This is a genomic window from Methanobacterium aggregans, from assembly GCF_017874455.1.
GTDB classification, from domain to species: domain Archaea; phylum Methanobacteriota; class Methanobacteria; order Methanobacteriales; family Methanobacteriaceae; genus Methanobacterium_C; species Methanobacterium_C aggregans.
On the sequence record NZ_JAGGLN010000003.1, the window covers coordinates 18,697 to 37,345 of the forward strand.

23 protein-coding genes and 3 tRNA genes are annotated in these 18,649 nt (G+C 37.8%); 6 read left to right on the forward strand and 20 right to left on the reverse strand.

Annotated elements, in window-relative coordinates; genetic code table 11:
* Positions 1-46: 46 nt before the first annotated feature.
* The 3 genes from J2756_RS05170 to J2756_RS05180 all read right to left on the reverse strand — a co-directional run bounded on the left by J2756_RS05170 (position 47) and on the right by J2756_RS05180 (position 1,263).
* Positions 47-121: transfer RNA gene (locus tag J2756_RS05170), tRNA-Met, on the reverse strand.
* Between the two features lie 183 nt (positions 122-304).
* Positions 305-844, reverse strand: coding sequence for a hypothetical protein (locus J2756_RS05175; protein WP_209583295.1), 540 nt, complete (start codon positions 842-844; stop codon positions 305-307).
* A 17-nt stretch (positions 845-861) separates the two neighbouring features.
* Positions 862-1,263 carry a hypothetical protein gene (locus tag J2756_RS05180; RefSeq protein ID WP_209583297.1) on the reverse strand — a complete coding sequence of 134 codons (402 nt, stop codon included), beginning with the start codon at positions 1,261-1,263 and terminating at the stop codon, positions 862-864.
* 683 nt (positions 1,264-1,946) lie between these two features.
* Between J2756_RS05180 and map the strand changes: the two genes are divergently transcribed.
* A complete protein-coding gene (map, locus tag J2756_RS05185; protein WP_209583299.1) occupies positions 1,947-2,879 on the forward strand; it encodes a type II methionyl aminopeptidase in 933 nt (310 codons plus the stop codon).
* A 287-nt stretch (positions 2,880-3,166) separates the two neighbouring features.
* On the opposite strand, the gene frhB is transcribed toward map, so the two are convergent.
* Genes frhB through frhA form a run of 4 tightly spaced genes read right to left on the reverse strand, consistent with a single transcriptional unit; the run spans position 3,167 to position 6,557 of the window.
* Positions 3,167-4,051, reverse strand: a complete 885-nt coding sequence (frhB, locus tag J2756_RS05190) for a coenzyme F420 hydrogenase subunit beta (RefSeq protein WP_209583301.1) — start codon at positions 4,049-4,051, stop codon at positions 3,167-3,169.
* A gap of 12 nt (positions 4,052-4,063) precedes the next feature.
* Entirely contained in the window at positions 4,064-4,852 is a 789-nt protein-coding gene (frhG, locus tag J2756_RS05195) for a coenzyme F420 hydrogenase subunit gamma (RefSeq protein ID WP_209583305.1), read from the reverse strand.
* A 4-nt stretch (positions 4,853-4,856) separates the two neighbouring features.
* Positions 4,857-5,327, reverse strand: coding sequence for a coenzyme F420-reducing hydrogenase, FrhD protein (gene frhD, locus J2756_RS05200; protein WP_209583307.1), 471 nt, complete (start codon positions 5,325-5,327; stop codon positions 4,857-4,859).
* A gap of 9 nt (positions 5,328-5,336) precedes the next feature.
* Positions 5,337-6,557 carry a coenzyme F420 hydrogenase subunit alpha gene (gene frhA, locus J2756_RS05205; protein WP_209583309.1) on the reverse strand — a complete coding sequence of 407 codons (1,221 nt, stop codon included), beginning with the start codon at positions 6,555-6,557 and terminating at the stop codon, positions 5,337-5,339.
* 453 nt (positions 6,558-7,010) lie between these two features.
* Here frhA and J2756_RS05210 point away from each other — a divergent pair, with 453 nt between their 5' ends.
* The 5 genes from J2756_RS05210 (at position 7,011) to J2756_RS05230 (ending at position 9,620) form a co-directional block, all read left to right on the forward strand.
* Positions 7,011-7,439 (forward strand): PepSY domain-containing protein, encoded by a 429-nt coding sequence (locus J2756_RS05210; protein WP_209583311.1) that lies wholly within the window; start codon positions 7,011-7,013, stop codon positions 7,437-7,439.
* On the forward strand, positions 7,439-8,158 hold the full coding sequence (locus J2756_RS05215) for a proteasome assembly chaperone family protein (RefSeq protein ID WP_209583313.1): 720 nt from the start codon (positions 7,439-7,441) through the stop codon (positions 8,156-8,158). Before J2756_RS05210 ends, J2756_RS05215 begins: the two co-directional genes overlap by 1 nt.
* A 6-nt stretch (positions 8,159-8,164) precedes the next feature.
* A tRNA-Arg gene (locus tag J2756_RS05220) sits at positions 8,165-8,238 on the forward strand.
* A 175-nt stretch (positions 8,239-8,413) separates the two neighbouring features.
* Positions 8,414-8,488: transfer RNA gene (locus J2756_RS05225), tRNA-Arg, on the forward strand.
* A gap of 616 nt (positions 8,489-9,104) precedes the next feature.
* Entirely contained in the window at positions 9,105-9,620 is a 516-nt protein-coding gene (locus tag J2756_RS05230; RefSeq protein ID WP_209583315.1) for a hypothetical protein, read from the forward strand.
* A 153-nt stretch (positions 9,621-9,773) separates the two neighbouring features.
* Here J2756_RS05230 and J2756_RS05235 read toward each other — a convergent pair whose 3' ends face one another.
* From J2756_RS05235 to J2756_RS05295, 13 genes are all read right to left on the reverse strand, one after another.
* Complete coding sequence (locus tag J2756_RS05235; protein ID WP_209583317.1) at positions 9,774-10,988, reverse strand: TIGR00375 family protein; 1,215 nt, start codon at positions 10,986-10,988, stop codon at positions 9,774-9,776.
* 271 nt (positions 10,989-11,259) lie between these two features.
* Positions 11,260-12,033 carry a proteasome assembly chaperone family protein gene (locus J2756_RS05240; RefSeq protein ID WP_209583319.1) on the reverse strand — a complete coding sequence of 258 codons (774 nt, stop codon included), beginning with the start codon at positions 12,031-12,033 and terminating at the stop codon, positions 11,260-11,262.
* The gene (locus J2756_RS05245; protein ID WP_209583321.1) at positions 12,034-12,207 is read right to left on the reverse strand and encodes an RNA-protein complex protein Nop10; all 174 of its coding nucleotides are present in this window, start codon (positions 12,205-12,207) and stop codon (positions 12,034-12,036) included.
* On the reverse strand, positions 12,204-12,989 hold the full coding sequence (locus J2756_RS05250) for a translation initiation factor IF-2 subunit alpha (RefSeq protein WP_209583323.1): 786 nt from the start codon (positions 12,987-12,989) through the stop codon (positions 12,204-12,206). The genes J2756_RS05245 and J2756_RS05250 overlap by 4 nt, the downstream gene beginning before the upstream one ends.
* 232 nt (positions 12,990-13,221) lie before the next feature.
* On the reverse strand, positions 13,222-13,407 hold the full coding sequence (locus J2756_RS05255; RefSeq protein ID WP_209583325.1) for a 30S ribosomal protein S27e: 186 nt from the start codon (positions 13,405-13,407) through the stop codon (positions 13,222-13,224).
* Positions 13,408-13,416: 9 nt separating this feature from the next.
* Positions 13,417-13,695 (reverse strand): 50S ribosomal protein L44e, encoded by a 279-nt coding sequence (locus J2756_RS05260; RefSeq protein WP_209583327.1) that lies wholly within the window; start codon positions 13,693-13,695, stop codon positions 13,417-13,419.
* Positions 13,696-13,818: 123 nt separating this feature from the next.
* The gene (locus J2756_RS05265) at positions 13,819-14,865 is read right to left on the reverse strand and encodes a DNA replication complex GINS family protein (protein WP_209583329.1); all 1,047 of its coding nucleotides are present in this window, start codon (positions 14,863-14,865) and stop codon (positions 13,819-13,821) included.
* A 2-nt stretch (positions 14,866-14,867) separates the two neighbouring features.
* Positions 14,868-15,602, reverse strand: coding sequence for a proliferating cell nuclear antigen (pcna) (gene pcn, locus J2756_RS05270; protein ID WP_209583331.1), 735 nt, complete (start codon positions 15,600-15,602; stop codon positions 14,868-14,870).
* Between the two features lie 20 nt (positions 15,603-15,622).
* Entirely contained in the window at positions 15,623-16,342 is a 720-nt protein-coding gene (locus J2756_RS05275; protein WP_209583333.1) for a hypothetical protein, read from the reverse strand.
* Between the two features lie 129 nt (positions 16,343-16,471).
* Positions 16,472-16,789, reverse strand: coding sequence for a transcription factor S (locus tag J2756_RS05280; protein WP_209583335.1), 318 nt, complete (start codon positions 16,787-16,789; stop codon positions 16,472-16,474).
* A gap of 309 nt (positions 16,790-17,098) precedes the next feature.
* Positions 17,099-17,536 (reverse strand): NUDIX domain-containing protein, encoded by a 438-nt coding sequence (locus J2756_RS05285; RefSeq protein WP_245315949.1) that lies wholly within the window; start codon positions 17,534-17,536, stop codon positions 17,099-17,101.
* A gap of 111 nt (positions 17,537-17,647) precedes the next feature.
* Positions 17,648-18,277, reverse strand: a complete 630-nt coding sequence (locus J2756_RS05290; RefSeq protein ID WP_209583337.1) for an endonuclease dU — start codon at positions 18,275-18,277, stop codon at positions 17,648-17,650.
* Positions 18,278-18,333: 56 nt separating this feature from the next.
* A complete protein-coding gene (locus J2756_RS05295; protein WP_209583339.1) occupies positions 18,334-18,597 on the reverse strand; it encodes a DNA-directed RNA polymerase subunit L in 264 nt (87 codons plus the stop codon).
* Positions 18,598-18,649 lie beyond the last annotated feature (52 nt).

The following is an 18,649-nucleotide window of genomic DNA, read 5'->3' on the forward strand; positions in this document are numbered from 1 at the left end:
AATGAATTTAATTCTATAAGTTAATTTTAAAATGAGTTAAAAGTAATAGCGGGGCCTAGATTTGAACTAGGGCTCTCGGGGTTATGAGCCCCGCGGGATCACCAGACTACCCCACCCCGCTGTAGATTACTGTTTACATTTCACAGTATATAAAGCTTTCCATTCATACTTATTATAATATTATCTTTTTTAGTTAAACGCCATTTTTTAAAATAAAAATGAAATTGAAAGATTAATAATAAATTAAGGGGTTAAAGAATTCCATTCATACCTTCAAATCATTTAAAATCCATCTTCGATTTTTTTATTCTTCAGACTCGAGCTTTTCAAGCCTTGTTTCAATGGTCTTGATCTTCTTGTTGGTGTAACCCCTGTACTCATTGAACCTGCCTTCAAGTTCTCCAACATCCCTTGATACCTTACTGTACCTTTTTTCAAGGTCCCTTACGTCTGATTTGGTTGCAAGATCCCAGTCCTTTATGAGTTGGTCGCTTTTTTCATCCAGAAATACTTCTATTCTTGCTGAAAGGACGTCTGTGCTTATTGGAACTTCTTTAACTTTTCCCATTATCTTTTCACTCATTCCAGCCATTTTCTCACTCATTCCAGCCATTGTTCCGCCTTCAGATGTTTCAGATGTTCCTGTAACCTTTGAGCCTGCTCCTTTGAATTTTTCTCCAACTACAGAAACTGTTTCATCAAATCCTGATGTTATATTTGTTCCTGTAACCTTTGAACTTATTCTTGAAAGAGAGCCAGTTCTAGCATCCTGCAAGTAGTAGTAAAGGAGTACAACAACTGCACCGGCAAGTACAAGGATAGCGAATAATTCAAGTGCGTCCATGAATTAATTCCCCCATATCAGATTTTACCCTTCTTTTCTAATTCTTTTTCTTTTTTTTCTATGTCTGTGAGTAGTTTTTGGAGTTTTGCATATTCTGTCTGGACTTCGAGGCGGTTCACTCTTTCGTTGATTTCACTGTGCAGGTATCCTGCTTTTTGCATGAGATCTGATGTGTTTTTCCTTATTCCAGATAGTTTTTCCTGTTCTTCCCTTGTAAGGGAAATGTTCCCCATCATACGCTTGGATTCAAGGTCTTTCTCAACAAGTTCAACCTTTCTAAGCTCTGCCTGCTTTGCCAGGAACTCCACATTACTCTGAGCCTCCCTAACACGCCTCCACTGCATCAGCACAACAATAAGCCCCACAACCACTATCACAGCAATAATTACATAAAACACGTTTTGCGGAATTGTCTGCATATAATCCCCCCCTTATTATTTATAAAAACTCTTTATTATAAGCATGATGTTTTATAATTCATTTCGAGCACGTTCTATTCCCCTTAAAACCATGATGATGTTTAACTGATTCCTACCACAAATAAGTTGGAATAACCCTTAAATTACTTCCTAAACATTTTTTCATCAAAATCAGATGAATCATCAGCCCTGTTGTTCAACCATCCACCCTCCTCATCAAAATCAAAATCATCACTTAGACCTGCAAATTGTGTTTTAATATTTGATAAGCGCCTTTCAACTTTTTCAGACGATTTTTTCTTTTCATATGCCCGGTATACTATTAAAACTGCTGTTAAAATAACTAAAAGAAAAACTAAGCAAATGAATATTCCTGTGTTTCCTGTGAATAGGATCGTTGGCAGAAATGCAGGCGTGATGTATTCTGCATCTTTTTTTATTCTTTTTTGAATGTCTAAACACTCCCCTTCTAAGCATGACCTGCCTTTTCATTAATTCCCTTACTAATTTGGTTAATGAATCACTACACAAATATAAGTTATGGTTTTTATATAGTTAAATTGTAATGATATTATTTTAAATTTATGAAAATTTTTGTGTGGTTTCGCATTAAACAAAAAAAAAGAACCCAAAATAATGTTTTTTATGTTTTAATAGATCTAAAAGTATTTTATAGTGGTTATATGATTGAAATGTACGAAAAATCAGGGCAAATTGTATCAAAAGTAAGAAAAATGGCTTTGGATTATGTTGAAGAAGATATGAAGGTTTTAGACCTTGTGGAATTTGTTGAAGGAAACATAAAGGAACTTGGAGGGATGCTTGCCTTTCCGTGCAACATCTCCATAAACGAGGTTACAGCCCATTACACATCACCTCTCGGTGATGAAACCCTTCTTAAAAGGGGAGATCTTGTCAAAATAGACCTTGGTGCCCATGTTGATGGTTACATCGCAGATTCAGCTGCGAGTGTGCTGGTTGGAATGGATACAGACAGTTCACCAGAAAACTCGCCCCTCAGTGAAGAAGAGCTTGAATTAAGCCTTAATCTCATTGAAACATCCCAGGAAGCACTTGAAAGTGCCATCAGTACAGTACGTGATGGTGCTACCCTTGGAGCCATTGGAACTGCAATTGAAGACACCATAAATGCCAGAGGATTTAACTCGGTTTCCAATTTAACAGGTCACAGCATGGAACAGTGGATACTTCACTCTGGGCTTTCAATTCCAAATGTTAGGGAAAAAAATGATCACGTAGTTGAAGAGGGAGATGTTCTTGCAATAGAACCCTTCGTAACCAATGGAGTAGGAAGGGTTGTGGATATGAAGGAAACTTACATATTCAAATTCATCCGAGAAAGACCGTTACGTATGAACCAGGCCCGAAAGCTCCTGAACACCATAGAAGAAAATTACAGCAGCCTTCCATTTGCAGAGAGATGGCTTGTGAATGACGCTCCAAATCCTAAATTCAAAATGGCCATGAGGAAACTCATAACCTCAAGGGCAGTTTATCCATACCACGTGCTCAGGGAGAAAAGTGGTGCAAGGGTTGCCCAATCTGAACACACAGTCATAGTTGAAGCTGATGGATGCAAGGTCATAACTGAGTGATTCATCTTAAAAAAAACTTTAAAAACTTTTTTTATTTTAATTTTTATTCAAGAAATAATTCTAAAATTTGTTTGAATACAGAATTTTATTTTTAATTGATTTTTTTAATTAATTTTTATTCATAAAAAAATATTCATGAAAAAAGCTGATTTCATAAAAATTAGACTAAAATCAAATTTTCAGTTCTAATTTGAACTTTAAGTTAAAGTTAGAAGAATCAAAAATTTAACAAACTCATCAAAAAAAATAAATGTTGTAAAGGGAATGTTTCATCCCATTTACAGATTTTATACGTTTGCAAGTGGGTCTTCTTTTTCGCTGCTTGCTTTGAATGGAACAGGTAAGCCCATTCCTTTCCTTTTGTCGATCTCCTTCATCGCTTTCTCTTTTTTCTGAGTTGCGAGTTTTGTGAGCATCTCAAGACCGAATTTACCCTCGTTTACAGGTTTGGTTTCTATGACTCCAGCTTCAACTGCAGCTTTGAATATTGTTTCTCCGCCTTCTGTCCTTGTGAAAACTGTGGACCAGCCGTCTGGGGAACCAACTGAACCTGTTGAAACATCTGCAAGTTCTGCAACGTAGTCAAGACAGACTTTGCATCCTGCCTGTTCGTATCCGTGGGTTTCTTTGAGTGGGATTGTTAGGACGTCGTCCTGGGTTTCTACTATGAATTTTCCCTTTCCTATGTCCATTTTCTCAACGAGTTCCATGCTAATTCCCATTTTCTCTGAAATGAAGGTTTCAAGAGATACAAATGGGAAGTTCTCCATACAGAATATACCTGTAAGTAGTGCTATTTTATCTGCAAGGAACCTTACACCGAACGGGTAAGACTGCATTTTCCTTATACCCATGGTCTGGCAAGGAATTGCAACGGTACCGACTTTTTCAAGACCGTACTGCCTTACTGCCTGTTTTAGCATTAAAACGTTTGGTGAGAATGTGTATTTGGTTCCTGCTGCAGCTATTATTTCATCTGCACTCATTGCAACCATTGGTTCTGGTTTCCAGAATTCGTCGGTTGGTCCAGCAACAACTGCACCATCGATGAGTTTTTCTTCAAGGGCGTAGCAGAAGAGAGCAGATACTATTCCACCATCTTGTGAAACTTTTTGGATCTGTTTATCAGTTGACCTTGCGGTGACAACTTCTTTGTATGTTCCTAATACCATTTTCTCATCCTCCTATAACCCTAAATCCTTTTTAATCCTGTCAGCTGGCCACCAGCTTCTAGGGCACTGGACGTAGCATATACCACATTTAATACAACGTGCACTGTTGATCTCTGGTCTTCCGTTGGTCATACTGACTGCTCTGGTCTGACAAGACATTGCACATGTTCCACATCCGATACATAATGCCTGGTTCACGACTTTTGTTTGTAAGTCGCATCCGCATGCTTCTGTGTAACCTGCAAGATCTATCATTGGCTGCAGGTAGTCCATGTCACCGTTTATGACGGCAACAACTGTTTTTGCAATTATCTCTGGGGATGGTGGGCATCCTGGTATTGCACAGTCAACTTTTATGAGATCAGCAATTGGTACAAAGGATTCGTGGTTTGGCTGTGCCTGCTGGCCTCCCCTGGAGTATCTTGTGAAACATCCAGTTGCAGCGCATGAGCCGAAAGCAACAACTAATCCTGCTTTTTCTCTTACTTCCATTAATTCATGTAGACTGTGTTCATCCTGCAGACAACATGAACCTTCAACTAATGCAAGGTCCATTTCTGGCATTTCCCATAGGTCTACCAGTGTTTGTCCGTAGACTATGTCCACCATTTCTGTTAGTAATTCTGCGAGTATATCGTAATTCTCAGTTAACGACATTCCATCTCCGGTACATCCTGAGAGGTGGATGTATCCGATCCTTGGTTTGGTTTTTTCTTCAGCCACTTTTTCAACCTCCTCTTTTGAAACAACTTCCTTAGGCTTTGTTTCCATTCCTAAAAATTCTTTTATCCGGGCTAACATTGGCTTAAACCCCTATTTCCCTTAAAATCATTTTTATGGCCTTAGGAATTCCATTTTCCACACTTTCTGTTAAACCCAGTTCAACATCAGGAGCAGAGACATATTCTGGTTGACAACCTATGACCATGACTTCACATTGCTTGCTGAGGTCATGCAAAGGCTGGCTTACTGGCCATGAATGTGCGTTTTCATAGGCACCTTCTGGTAGCTCATCAACAGTGAATTTTTTTACTGTTCCTGGTTCAGCTCCAAACTGTGCAATGTCCACGACTATCATCTTTTTCCAAGCTTCGTTTGGAAGTGTGAATATAAAATGTGGACCTCCGGTCCCTGCGTCTATAAGCATCGTGTTCTCTGGTAAACCGTGTTTCTCTTTGTATTCTTCTAAGGCCTTTATGACTGCCGGTCCGAATCCGTCATCTTTAAAAAGGACGTTTCCACAACCAACAACCATTATCTCTGCTTCGTATGGCATGTTATCCCCTTAAATTCTGACCATTTCGTTCTTTAAAACGCTATTATCCTCATCATCCACCACTATAACGTGGGTTGCACATGATAAACATGGGTCGTATGCCCTTATTACGTGTGGTCCGAATTCATGATGGAAACCTTCAGTTGCTGGTCCCATTGTTGGGATGTTCCAGGTTGTTGGTACGAGTGCACTGTAAAATCCAATTTTACCGTCAGGATTGACTGTTGCCAGGTGGGTGTCTGATCCCCTTGGTCCTTCTACAGAACCAATTCCGAGTTTGTTTGTTCCCCTAACATCGAAGTCAGCCATTACAGGTGCGGAGGTGTCTAACTCTGCAAGTAAGTCTATTGCTTTTGAAAGGTTTACTTTCATTTCCATTGCCCTTGCTACGTGCTGTGCAACAACTCCCTGACCTTTGAAACCGTCAAAGACTGCTGCTCTTGCCCTTGGACCTACCTCTATGTTTACACCGTCGTAAAGTGGTATGGTTGAGCATGCTTTTTTACCGACTTCTGGGTCGTTGTACCAGCTTTCAGGCATTACTTCTGTGAACCTGTCCATGTCAAATTTGGTCCTGTCACCGTATGTCCTGTGTGTTGCAAAGACTGGCTGGTTGTGGACACCTAAACCTTCAGGTAATCCTTTATCTGCAACTAAACCAACGATGAGATCTACGTGTTCATCTACTTTTGGTTTAAGTGCTTTTAACCTTGCATAGAGCCTTTTTCGGGCTACTTCGCTTATGTTCTGAGCCATTCCACCGATCCTTACATCGGATGGGTGTATACCTTCACCAGCAACTGTGTCAACAACAGTCTGTACTGTTTTCCTTATTTCGGAAACTGATTTTACAGCGGTTGCGAAAAGTTCTGGAGGTACGAAGTCGGCTGCTATGAGGAAGTGGTGAATAGCGTGACTATTAATGGTGTGTGCTGCTAATGTAAGCTCCCTTAATTGTCTACCTGCTTTTGGCACTTCAATATTTAAAGAGTCATCTATAGCTTCTACTGAAGCTAAAGTGTGGGGTATTGGACAAACACCACATATTCTCTGTACCATTACTGGTGCAGTTTCTGGTACCTTACCGGTAACCATTTTTTCTAGCCCTCTTACTGGAGTTATACTAAGGTATTGACCTTTAGTTACAATCCCTTCATCATCGACTTCCATACGCAGTTCTGCGTGTCCTTCCTGCCGTGATGTAGGCGAGATCACAATAGTTTCGCTCAAATGTATCACCTCTTATTTTTATATAATGAACATCATTATTTCAATTGATTATATACATTATTATAAACTTTTCTTTGGAAGATAAAATGAAAAATATATATATAATGAATAACTAAACTATAAATTCCTTTATGGGAATTAAAAAGGGTGCATCTTTACAAAAAATCAATATTTAGAATTGTAATCTATATTAACTGTTGTAAATGCAGATAAACCCATTATGTACCTGTATTTAATTTAATTAAATATATATTGGTTATGTGAGGTTAGGAGATTCATGTAAATTGACATGAATATCTGTGAGAGTCATCAGATTGGAAAAAGGCTCAAAGTTAAATATATCCATCATAAACAATTATATCTTTGATGATTAACATACATATAATTGAAATGGCATAGATAGTGATGATGTAAAATAAAGTTATGATGTGGTAAAATGCAAAAGGTGAAACTGTGATAGATAAAAAAATCATTCTATCAGTAGTAATCGTGCTCTTAATAGGATTTGCAGCGGCCAGTTATCAGATTACCACTAAAACTCCTGGTTTATGGCAGCCCACAACTTCAACTTCACAGAGTCAAGGTTCAACAGACGATTCATCTCAGACCAGTGCTGGATCATCCAGTCAAGGAGATGTTCAATCTCAGAGTACAGGAACTTCAAGTGGAGAAAGCCAGACAGGAGGTAGTAACGTGATATCATCCAGTGCAGCTAAAACAGCGGCACAAAATGCTATAGATGTAAAAGGTGCAGAAGCAGGTACACCAAAATTATCTTCCGATGGAACCTATTACACCGTACCTGTTATAGACAATGGAAAAGTAACCGGTGAAATTGAAGTAGATGCTAAAACCGGTGTTGTCACAGGGGGTACTGCGTAATGGTAAAAATGGTTGAAACAGAAGTGGAATGCTGTAAAATAGTATCAGAAGATGTGGAAGATGCTGTGGTTCTTGAAGGATCACCAGGATTAGGTCTTATAGGTAACATCGTTGGATGGCTCCTTGTTGAAGAGCTTAAGATGAAACAGATCGGCCATATAACTTCAAAGTACTTTCCACCACTGGCAGTTCTCTACAAAGGGGTTGCAATACATCCATTCAGAATATACAGTTCAGAGGGAATAGTTTTATTCCTCTCAGATTTCATAGTTCCACCAAATGTTACCTACGACATGGCAAATGTTATAGTTGATTGGATGAATAGAAATAAAAGCAAAGAACTTATAACATTCAACAGCATGGTTGTACCCCAGAAAAATAGTGGAGTTGCAGGTGCTGCAAATTCTCAGGAAGCGCTGCAGAGATTAGCTGATATGGACTTACCAATCCTTCCATTTGGAAATCTTGGAGGTCTTTCAGGCACATTACTCACAAAAACTGCCTCAAAAAATATTCCGGCATCATGTCTCTTCGCAGAGGTCTTGAATCAGTACCCTGATCCAAGAGCTGCAGCAGGTGTAGTGAATGTTTTAAATACCATGTTGAATATAGAAGTGAATGCAGACCCACTCATAAAAGAAGCAGAGGAGATCGAAGCAAGACTCAAGGAACTTGCAAAACACGTTCAAGGAGAGCCAGAGACTCCAATATACATGTAATTACAGGGGCCCGTAGCCTAGTTGGATAGGGCGTCGGACTTCTAATCCGAAGGTCCCGGGTTCAAATCCCGGCGGGTCCGTTAATGTAAACTTCTTTTATAGAAATTGCATACAGATAGGTAGAACTATCTACAGATACATAGATATTGTATCAAATTTTCATGTAGCATCAAAAAATTATTGAAGTTGACCATGAAAGTGGAACAACAAAAAAATTAATTTACAGGTATTTAATGTAACTGTAAAAACTCAAAAGGGCCCGTAGCCTAGTCTGGACAGGGCATCAGACTCCTAATCTGAGGGTCGAGGGTTCAAATCCCTCCGGGTCCGTTAATTTTATAATATTGCCAGTTAAATGGTAATTATCTCATTTTAGTTTTGTTTAATATTATAATTACCTGATTTTAAACTTCAGATCTCAGAAATTTAAAAACTTAAATCAATTAAACATTTAATTGTAAAAAGCGTTATTTCTAAAAATAAGACTGTGATTACCCTCTATTTTAAATTTCTAGAAAAATGAATTAGAATGAGTTAAAATAATTTTTATAAAATTTTTTTAAAAAATAGATTATGATACCATCAGTCCACAGCATCTTTGTTGAGTAACTGTGTCATGAGAGAAACTAAAACCATTCCAACAACGATAACTGTTATAATTAAACTTGTATGTTCCATGTTTTACACCAACTTAAAATGTTTCTTACAATGTAATTTCGATCTATAAAGATGTACTAATTCATTCTTTATATATTTTGTTCATGGGGATATCCATTAAATCTGGCTTAATATCATCCTAAAAATCGAAAAGGATATATGAAGTAGATGTATAACTTAAAATGGGGCTATTTTAATTAAATAATAAATTGATTTGAGGTTTAGGAAATTTAAGTTTAATAAGAACAAATTTTGTAAGATAAAATTTTTATGAATTGGAGAAGTTTTAATGAGGAAGTTGTTTTACATTGCAGGAATTTTAGTGATTTTACTTTTAGGTTCAGTTGCAGTGAACATGTACCTATCACATGATAGCTTGGAAGACTTTAATGGACCAGGTTACATTCCACCAAACTATCAACTATCTGGTAACAACACAACAGAAAATTCAACATTCCTCCTTTACCAAGGATCATCCCAACTGGATTTATTCATTGTTGGAGCAACTAAGGATCCTGATAAAAAGGTAATAAAAAGTATCAAATCTTCCTTCAACAACACCACCACCCAAAGTGCTAATCTCATTATTGTAAAGGAAAACATGACCGTTGATGATCATCCTGTAGAACTTGACAGAGAAGAAATAAATATCAATGGAGTTTTAATAGACCTCTTTGAAACTAAGTGGTACTGTGATAAATCAAAACTGACGATTACAGCTACTGGAATTGTTCCCGCCAGTGAAATGGGAGAAATAAGGAAGATGTTGAAGTCAATAAAATGCCATAGGGACACATTTTTTTAAATGAACTGATTACGGCTTTAAAATTCCCCAAGAGTTCGCAATACATAATATTCCTGCATTCAAACCCTTAAATATGATAAAAAATAAAAAATGATTTCAAATTTTAAGTTTTTCAATAAGTCCTTTTAAATCTAAACTCTTTTAAAAACTCTTTTATAAGTAGCTGTCCAGGGTGTCCTGCTCGAACATTATCTCCCCGTACTTTCCACCACCACCTGCTTCTATGTGGAGGGTGTTGGTTCTGAAGGCGTTTATAACCTTTGAAAGCTTTGGATCCACAACTTCAATTTCCTCAAGTGGCGTGTGAATAAGGACATTTATCTCAGTTCCAAACTTCGAAACCAGTTCTTTCCATATCTTCTGCACGAAAACAGTTGTAACGCCCTTACTGTAGGTTGAGCTTATTATCTCTGCAAGGGGCAGTATATGGACATAAGGAGGTCTCTCCAGAGGATGGTGTGGTTCATCCCACTTGGAAAGTTCGTAGATCCTGTAGTCCACACCTTTCTTTATTTTACCTCCACATGGACAGCGCCAGTCCAGTTTTATTGCCTCGGAAATTTCATACTTTCTGTAACACTTGGAACATGCTGTTTTATGATACTTGCCTAAACGTGGATCAAATCCATAGTTACAGTGTATGTCATTGTTTAAAATTGCATCTTTAACCCCATTGAAGGTTAATGCTTTAATTTCCATCTCATTAAATTCACGACCCAAACGGTGGGGCCACGGAGAATGAGCGTCTGAGTTAGTTAAGAAGGGTATGTCCTGAAGTTCTTCAATCCTGTCTGCCATGTCAGTATCGGCTGAAAGTCCCAGCTCAAGAAAATCTGGCCTCCTACCGTAGCAGTCACAGACACTGTCATACTCCTTGTATATGCTTGTCCAGGGTGTGAAGGCATGTGATGGACCTATTATGCATCCCTCCCCATGGGCTGCATCCATAATTTCATCACCCCTCATTCGGACTCTGGGCCTTCCATCTGCATCCATGTTCCCCTTGAGCTTGCTGCGCAGGGCATAGGCAGATTCCAATGAGGGAAATATTATAACGTGGTGAACCCTTTTTATATCCTCAACCTCGGTTGTTAAGATAAATTTACATAAATCATCATCTGAAACCTTAATTTGATTATCAGATCCCTCTTCAGGGATCATTCCATCTTTTAATGAGAATATTCCGTCAGACGTTTCTTCTGTTGTTTCCTCTATGATCTGAAGCCATTTCTGGTGCAGTGCATCACCAGTTGCCACAATATCCAGGCCCTTGAGTTTTGCCTGGGGCGCCATGGTAACAGGCGACATGTTCTTGGATGTTGCCATGGAGTACCTGCCATGTATGTGAAGATCAGCGTTTACTATCATGTTTCTACCTTTGATTCTGATAGTTTATAATCATTAAAATAGATCAACTCCACTGAACTTCAAGATTTTTTTTCATTGAATAGATAAAAAAAAAGATCCCAGTGAAAAAAATTTTATTAAAAAAAATATTTGATTAAAAATGTTTAAAACTTCAATAAATGATTTGACTATAAAAAAATCGTTAATTAAAGCATGTTTAAGGTTTATTTAAAAAAATAGATTAGAGAAATAGGAAAGGCTCTGAAATTGAAGCTCTCATATTTTAGTATATTTATCCTATGTATCTGAGGTCTTCCTCACCTGGAACTATGTTACTCCTTTCAGATACTTCTCTTTCCATCTGCTGAGCTTTAGATATCATTTTTCTGGTTTCTTCAGCTCTTTCTTCAAGTTTGGCTATATCTAACTCCATGTTAAGCAGATCAAGAAGTACTGTAAGAACTGCCTTTGATGCATCGGCATCTATAAAGTATCCAGGGGTTTCACCCATTAAACATGCACCAGCAATACCTTTAGACATTCCAAGACCTAATAATAATCCTGATGCACCTATTATTCCACCATCTGCAGATCTTAGGGTTACTTCATGTTCCTTTAATTTTTCTGCAAGTTCCGTTGTGGTTGCAGCCCCAAAAACCTTGGGATTTTCAACTGGCTGTCCTGTTCCAAGACCTCCAAGGGTGAACATTTCCTTAACACCGTACCCTACCACAAAATCCATTATGGTTCCACATATCTCGTACTGACCCTCTGGACTGAGGCCCTGAGTGTTTCCAACAAGGATTATGTAATCTCTTTCTGATTCTCCCTGTGATTTAAGGAAATAAAACTCATTGTTCATTGGCTCTATGATTCCATTTTCATTAACAAAAACCTGGGGTGGAAATGAGGTTGAGTAAAGTTCTGCGAATTTTTCTGCATCCAGTTCATGAATCATGTGTTCTGCAACCAGTTTTCCCACGTGTCCAATTCCAGGGAGTGCCTCTATGAATATGGGCTCATTTAGTTCAACGTCCTTGATCATTTTTATGAAAGTTCCATCCATCTAACCAACTCCTTCGCTCTCTAAGAGCTGTTTTTTGAGTATTCTTCTATATTTCCCGTATTTATCTTCAGGAGAATACTTAGGAGGGTAAATAACTCCCACATCTCCACCACAGTGTGGGCAAACATCCTTCAGAGTGTACTCCCTGCAGGACTTGCATTTTCTCATCTTCATTGTTTTTCCAGTTCACGGTGGAAACTACCTTCTCCACCTTCTTCTTCAACTAAAGCTATTGCTCTGTCTGCAGCTTCTTTGAGTATGGTTTCTGCTGTTATGTAGTCCGATGATTTGACCATTAACCTGTATCTTGGAGCTCCAACACATTGTACTGAAATTTCTTCTTCATCTATAACACTTAATGCTTTTTTTATAACTTCAACACCCTCAGGTGCGTAGGACTTCAGATCAACGTACCCTGTTATGTGGACTTCAGGTGGGGATATATTTTTCTTGGCAACTTCTGTGATTGCTTCGGCCCATTCATCAGTTATGGCGCTCTCATCAAGTGCACTTACACCTTCTTCTGCAGCTAGCTCAAACGCGCCGTAAAGATCTCCAAACTCCTCCATGAGAGGATATCCAACCTCTTCATAGGCAGTTTCCATGTCTTTGTCCAGGCGCTTTGCAGAAAATTCCAGGAGCTTCTCTGCCTTCTGTTCGATCTTCCACTGCTGCATCTTCCTTGTTCTCTGATCTTCCCTTATCCTTTTAAGGGAAACATCTACATGTCCCTTCTTTGGGTTGACCCGCAGGACTCTTGCAACGATTTTCTGATTTTCACGTACGTAGTCCCTTATGTTCTTCACCCAACCAGAGGAAACCTCGGATATATGGATAAAAGCTTCTTTTCCCTCGTATTCCTCGAGTCTTGCGAAGGCCCCGTAGTTTAAAACCTTGTGGACAGTTCCAACCACAAGATCTCCTTCATCTGGCCATTGTTTTCTCATTCTTACCATTAGAACACCTAATATGTCTAATAAATATACTTGATATGTAAGTACATCATTAATTTATAAATTAATTACAACACCCTTCAAATAACTTTCCATTAGCCATGAAAAATTGCATAAAAAAGTTTTAACTGAATTTAAGTGAGTATTGCATGAATTAGTGTATGAAAGTAATTGGGATTTAAAATCCCGGGATCCTGAGATCCCTGTATTGCTACTGAATTTGATTTTACTGGATTTAATCCAGCACTTCTGTTATCTGGGCTTTTATCTCGGATTTTCCACCCTTGGATTTTACAAGAGTTTTTCCACAGATTATGCACTGAACATTGGATGCAGCATGGTCAAAGACCACTTGCTGGTTTCCACAGTCCACACATTTAACCCTTAAAAAATTGCTTTTTTGAGTTCTGAACTTTGCCATGAAAACCACCTACATTTTAAATTCTACTTTTCCAGCTCTGAATGAGGATCGTTTGATATGGGTCTTTCCACATTCTTTGCATTTGTACCTGAGGTCAAGTTTTTTAATTGGTTTGTTCCTTGATGGTAGCGGCCTTGGGTAACCCCTGTAACCTGCTGTAACCCTTCTGAACTGACGCTGACCCCATTTTAATTCGCTTGCTTTCCTTCTTTTTGATTCGAATACTTCGTGAATTGTATGTTTTTTGCAACTTGGACAGTAAGTTCTCCTTTCTTTAGGAATTTTCATATAATCACCTCTTAAATGTAAAAATAAGTTATTTTGATATTTGAAACTTATTTAAACTACTGATCATTAAACTTGTTTGATAAAAAGTCTAATTTATATTAATGTTAATTTATTATTCATTGCTTATTTATATCTTTGGATGGCCATGCCCTTTCTGTTTTTTATTAGTATTTTTGCATTTGCTTCAGGCAGGGTAACAATGTCCTGGGGAATAACAGGGCCGTAAACATTTTTATCAACACCTAAAATGGAAGGTAACTCATCAAGTATAAGCAACGTCTTTATTGGCCCATTTTCAACTGAATTATCAGATTTTAATTTATCTGAAGGCTCATTCATCCCAACTGTAATGGAATTTCCATGATCTGAAACAGCTGAACTTCCAACAGCCCCCTCATCAGAATTTAAAGCATCACGTGTTTCAGAAGTCCTTTGCTTGGAACCCCCAAGATCAGCCCCCTTCAGATCATTATTTCCTGAAGCCTGCTTTGAGGGTTCTGAACCGTATATCTCATATATCTGATCCTCAAATCCAGAGGCAGCTTCATCACCAAATCCCTTAACTGATTTTTTAGATTTCCTACGAGACCCAGACTCTGAAGCCAACCCTTCATTAACTGAGTCTTCTGGCAGTGCTGTATCCAGTTCTCCAATTTTTTCCAACCCTCCAGCACCTGCAGATCCCAGATCTTGTGAACTTTCCCCATGATCCTCCCCTTGACCTCCAAACGACTTTTCTTGATTCTTATGGAGATATGAACGTAAAGGCTCGGTCATCCTCGCCCTGTACTTAACCAGAGAATCAACAATTTCAAAGTAAAGGTTTTCTTCCTCGGGAGTGGAGTTCACTGGGACTGTAATAGGGTTCTCCTTTTTAATCCGTGATTTTTTACCCTTGGATTCTTTGAAGAGTTGATGTGCCCTTTGAACATTCATAACTGCACTGTTTGCAATTTTATGCTCCCTTCTCTCACATATTTCCTCAACTATCCTCTGAGCATCCCTTAAAAGATAGGATTCAAAGGAAAATGGATTGTCGTCTATCTTCCTCATTAAGGCATTGAGGTAGTTTGAAACGTCTGTGTAAAAGCTGTCCCCAACACTGGATAGACCACTTACACTACGTTCTTTTTTTTGGATCTCCCTCAATCTTTGGAAAAATTCATCCAACCCTATTCCTCACTTTCTATCCTTGGAGCTAAAAGGAAACTGAGTTCGCCCTCATCTGCAACCATATTCAAAGATAGGGTTAATGGCATATCGTTTCCAAGTCTCATTACAGCTGTTTCAGAGAATTTATCTGCTTTAAGCATTTCTTTTATTTTCTCCAGTGAAAAGACTGATTTTGCATTTTCAGTTATTTTTTCACCGTGGAGGTACTCGATCTTGGCATCTCCAAATTCACCCTCCGCAGATGCAATGAATTTATCAGAATCCACAATAAGCGCAATTTTATCAGAAACTATGCTTATGTCCTGAATAGAGTTTTTAAGAAGATTAAAAGGTATTTCAAATTCAGTTGGATACTCAAGTTCAGGTGGGCTTGGTGCCTCGTACTCTATATCTATAAGTCTGATTTTGAAGGTACGCCTTGCCTCATCTTCAAAGGTAAGTATTAAATTACCTTCATCAACTGTTAATTCAACAATATCCTCAGATTTTGCCCTTTTTAAGACTTTCATGAGTTCTTCTGTATCCACGTTGATCTTCAGTGGCTCTTCACATGAAAATACATCAAATAATGCTGATTTGAGTTCAAGGTGCACGAATGTGATGTGGGATCTGTCAAGTGCATCCAACCTTAATCCATCACCATCTGCCTTCATCTGAACTTCATCTACAATTGAAGATATTGCCTCAAAACTCGTCTTCAAAATGTTTGAATCGCTTAAAACCGCTTTGAACATTTTCATCCTCCTGTCTACCTTTAATCTTCTGATCTAATATCCTTATTATTCTTATCATTATTATCCTTTATATCATCAGTACTGCTTGAGGGATCATGAACATGGGCATCTGATCCTACACTGGAATTATCTGATTTTGAATCCTTGCCCTTATCTTCTGTTTTATCATTGACAACTTTCTTCTCTGCAGCTTCAATCTCCTTATGTATGGTGTGGAAGAAAGTTCCACCAAATAATCTCTTTGCAAATGATGAAATAATCACAATGATACCCAAAAGAATTAATAAAACTGCAAATGCAGATTCATCTCCAAACATTACATTATCTGCTACTTTAATGGTCGGGCTTAAGAAAAGAAACATTCCGTACACTATCAGTAATGCACCCAGTAACGTGGACAGTGCCCGGATTATCAGGGTTTTATGAGATTTCAGATCCTCAAAAATTGCATGACCTGTGAATGCCTGTGTGAATGAGAGATCATGATCATGGTGTTCTCCAGAAGATTCAGGTTTTTCAGTTGTTTCAGGTTTTTGAGGGACTTCAGATGCTGTTTTTCTTTCAGGGTCTTTTTTCCCTTCTTCATCATTTAAATTCTGAGTTTTAAAGAACTTTTTTATACCAAATGATGATCCTTTGGAATCTGAACCTTCTGATGCATCAATATTCTCCTTTTGAGATTTCAACTTATCTGAATCCTCTGAAACCTTCTCTGAATTTTCATCTGAATCTTCCGCCAATTTCTTGTCCCCCTTAACCTCTAAAACATTGCAGTCTGTAATGTTTCCTGTACTAAACAGTTCAGTGCGAACCTAACATTAACTGATATTGTTAACTGCTGTTAACTGATCATTCATTAACTAATTAATCTAATCATACTCACGCCAGGTGTGTCCGCATTTGGTACACCTTAAGAATCTTGTCTCAGATTCATCAGCACTTCTTGTCTGCCTTAAACGCCAGTAAGCCTCGTTATTTCCACATTTAGAACATTTAACCTTTGTTTTTGGCAGTGTCTGAATGTCACCACTTGTAAATATTACACTTTCCTTTGCATCCACCTTTTCAGAAACCTCGTACTTACTCACAGATTCCTTGGTCATTTCCTTTGTGTGTCCACAGTTCTTGCATTCGAAACAGTCACCTTTAGGAAACATGACTGTTCCACATTTTGGGCAAAATTCCATTTAAATCCTCCTAATAATAAACTAACCTCAATGAAAGTTTAAACTATTTATTTAAACTATTTATTAATAAATTGATTCTTTAATTTAATTTTTATTTATAATGAATTAATTGGGGTACTAATATGGGTATTCATAAATGTTGATGATTCCCTTTTTAATAAATTTTCTTTTTTAATTTAAAGAATCTTCAATCAATTTAAAATTTCAACACAGTTAATTTTTACTAATTCCCTTTAAATCCTTTGGTTTAAAAAATCTGCTTTAACTTCAATCCAACCACTGGGAAATAAAAATTATTTACTCCATATATTATTCTAAATTTCTGTAAAAACCCTCTTCATTCCTATTAAACATGCTAATACCTTCTTCAATTATCTGTCTGTGATCGAAGGCCAGATCAATATCCCTAATTTCATCAATGCCGAAATATCTGGCATCATTGGCATCTGTATCTGCAACAAGATCACCATAGGCTTTACGGGCCAGAAATGCTATGGAAACTGTGTGCCCCCTTGGATCTCTTTTTGGATCGGAATATACTCCAATAATGCCCTTTAAATCTATTTCAAGCCCTGTTTCTTCTTTAGCTTCCCTTGAAGCTGCTGATTCCACTGTTTCACCGTACTCAACGAAACCCCCAGGGAGGGCCCAAAAATCTTTGTAAGGTTCATTTTTACGTTTTATAAGTACAAAACATACTGATTCCTTACAAACATCACGACCATCAATATTATCATGGTAAATCAAAGTATCAACAGTTAAAAAAGGATTTCTGATTGTAACACTTCCTTAAAAATTAGTTCAGCTGTTTTTTAAAGGCTCGTAGTTTTGTTTAAATAATTTTAAGAGTTTAAAATGTTAAGCACTTCCCCTGGACTCTCCAGTTGTGACACCTGCAGCTATTATATGTGCTGCCCTTATTGGTTCTGGTATGGCACTTCTGGTTGAAGAAAGCTTCACAACATCCACTGCATCTTCCAGTTCCATTCCACATATCTGGATGTAAACTGGTTCACTGTCCTTCTCAACCTTGTAAATTTCTCCTGCTTCAAGAATGCTCTTCCAACGATCTTCCCAGTTTTTGAATCGTTTAAGGGCTTTTTTTATCCTTTCGAAGTTTGGCTGCTTTCTCATCACCACAATTACAGGTATTCCTGTTTCCTGAAATATCTGGGGAATGTTTGCAACGTTAAAACCTCCAAAGGTAACTCCATCAAGCATTATAATTCCAAGCTGTTCTTTCTGCCTGGAATCGTTTACCATGGAGATTATTTTTTCTGTTGCATCCTCACCATCCACATGTACAAAGGTTCTCAAAACACCATCAAACCATTTGCCTGCTCTAAATACAGTTCCAACTACCATGACTGGATCACTGGTGTGGGGAGTGAACGGAGCATCATCAACTCCAAGAATTCTTATTTCCTGTTTTATCGACCGAAAATTTCTTTTCAGAATATTTTCAGTTTGATTTCCTTCAGTTTTCATTTTAAAACATTCAGGATTTATTTAAAGAAAATATTTGAAGAAAATTTATAAAAAAATTAGGATTCTGAAGATTCTACAAGAGCTTTGAACTCATCACATCTTGATTTAAGGGTTTCTGCAGCCTTTTTAAGTGATTTTCTTGGATTTTTAGCCTTGATCTGGAGCTTTGGTTCTCCTATGATTGGGTGTTCTATAACGTAAGCTGCAGCTTCAACATCCTCATCTTCCATGAGAGTTTTTCTCAGGGCGTTGCAGAGTGTGTGGGTTTCACCTGTAATTTCTATCTCTAATTCCTTTCTCTTATCAGTTATTATCTTCATTTTATCCCTCATAAAATATGGAAATTCTTCATTTATGCCAATTTTTTACTAA

Coding starts and splice junctions, on each gene's coding strand:
- J2756_RS05290 (WP_209583337.1), bottom strand. CDS start 18,277: ATGAAAACTGAAGGAAATCAAACTGAAAATATTCTGAAAAGAAATTTT.
- frhD (WP_209583307.1), bottom strand. CDS start 5,327: ATGCCATACGAAGCAGAGATAATGGTTGTTGGTTGTGGAAACGTCCTT.
- pcn (WP_209583331.1), bottom strand. CDS start 15,602: ATGTTCAAAGCGGTTTTAAGCGATTCAAACATTTTGAAGACGAGTTTT.
- J2756_RS05230 (WP_209583315.1), top strand. CDS start 9,105: ATGAGGAAGTTGTTTTACATTGCAGGAATTTTAGTGATTTTACTTTTA.
- J2756_RS05260 (WP_209583327.1), bottom strand. CDS start 13,695: ATGAAAATTCCTAAAGAAAGGAGAACTTACTGTCCAAGTTGCAAAAAA.
- J2756_RS05235 (WP_209583317.1), bottom strand. CDS start 10,988: ATGATAGTAAACGCTGATCTTCACATACATGGCAGGTACTCCATGGCA.
- J2756_RS05180 (WP_209583297.1), bottom strand. CDS start 1,263: ATGCAGACAATTCCGCAAAACGTGTTTTATGTAATTATTGCTGTGATA.
- J2756_RS05255 (WP_209583325.1), bottom strand. CDS start 13,407: ATGGCAAAGTTCAGAACTCAAAAAAGCAATTTTTTAAGGGTTAAATGT.
- frhB (WP_209583301.1), bottom strand. CDS start 4,051: ATGGTATTAGGAACATACAAAGAAGTTGTCACCGCAAGGTCAACTGAT.
- J2756_RS05295 (WP_209583339.1), bottom strand. CDS start 18,597: ATGAAGATAATAACTGATAAGAGAAAGGAATTAGAGATAGAAATTACA.
- J2756_RS05240 (WP_209583319.1), bottom strand. CDS start 12,033: ATGGATGGAACTTTCATAAAAATGATCAAGGACGTTGAACTAAATGAG.
- J2756_RS05245 (WP_209583321.1), bottom strand. CDS start 12,207: ATGAAGATGAGAAAATGCAAGTCCTGCAGGGAGTACACTCTGAAGGAT.
- frhG (WP_209583305.1), bottom strand. CDS start 4,852: ATGTTAGCCCGGATAAAAGAATTTTTAGGAATGGAAACAAAGCCTAAG.
- J2756_RS05175 (WP_209583295.1), bottom strand. CDS start 844: ATGGACGCACTTGAATTATTCGCTATCCTTGTACTTGCCGGTGCAGTT.
- J2756_RS05280 (WP_209583335.1), bottom strand. CDS start 16,789: ATGGAATTTTGCCCAAAATGTGGAACAGTCATGTTTCCTAAAGGTGAC.
- map (WP_209583299.1), top strand. CDS start 1,947: ATGATTGAAATGTACGAAAAATCAGGGCAAATTGTATCAAAAGTAAGA.
- J2756_RS05250 (WP_209583323.1), bottom strand. CDS start 12,989: ATGGTAAGAATGAGAAAACAATGGCCAGATGAAGGAGATCTTGTGGTT.
- J2756_RS05215 (WP_209583313.1), top strand. CDS start 7,439: ATGGTAAAAATGGTTGAAACAGAAGTGGAATGCTGTAAAATAGTATCA.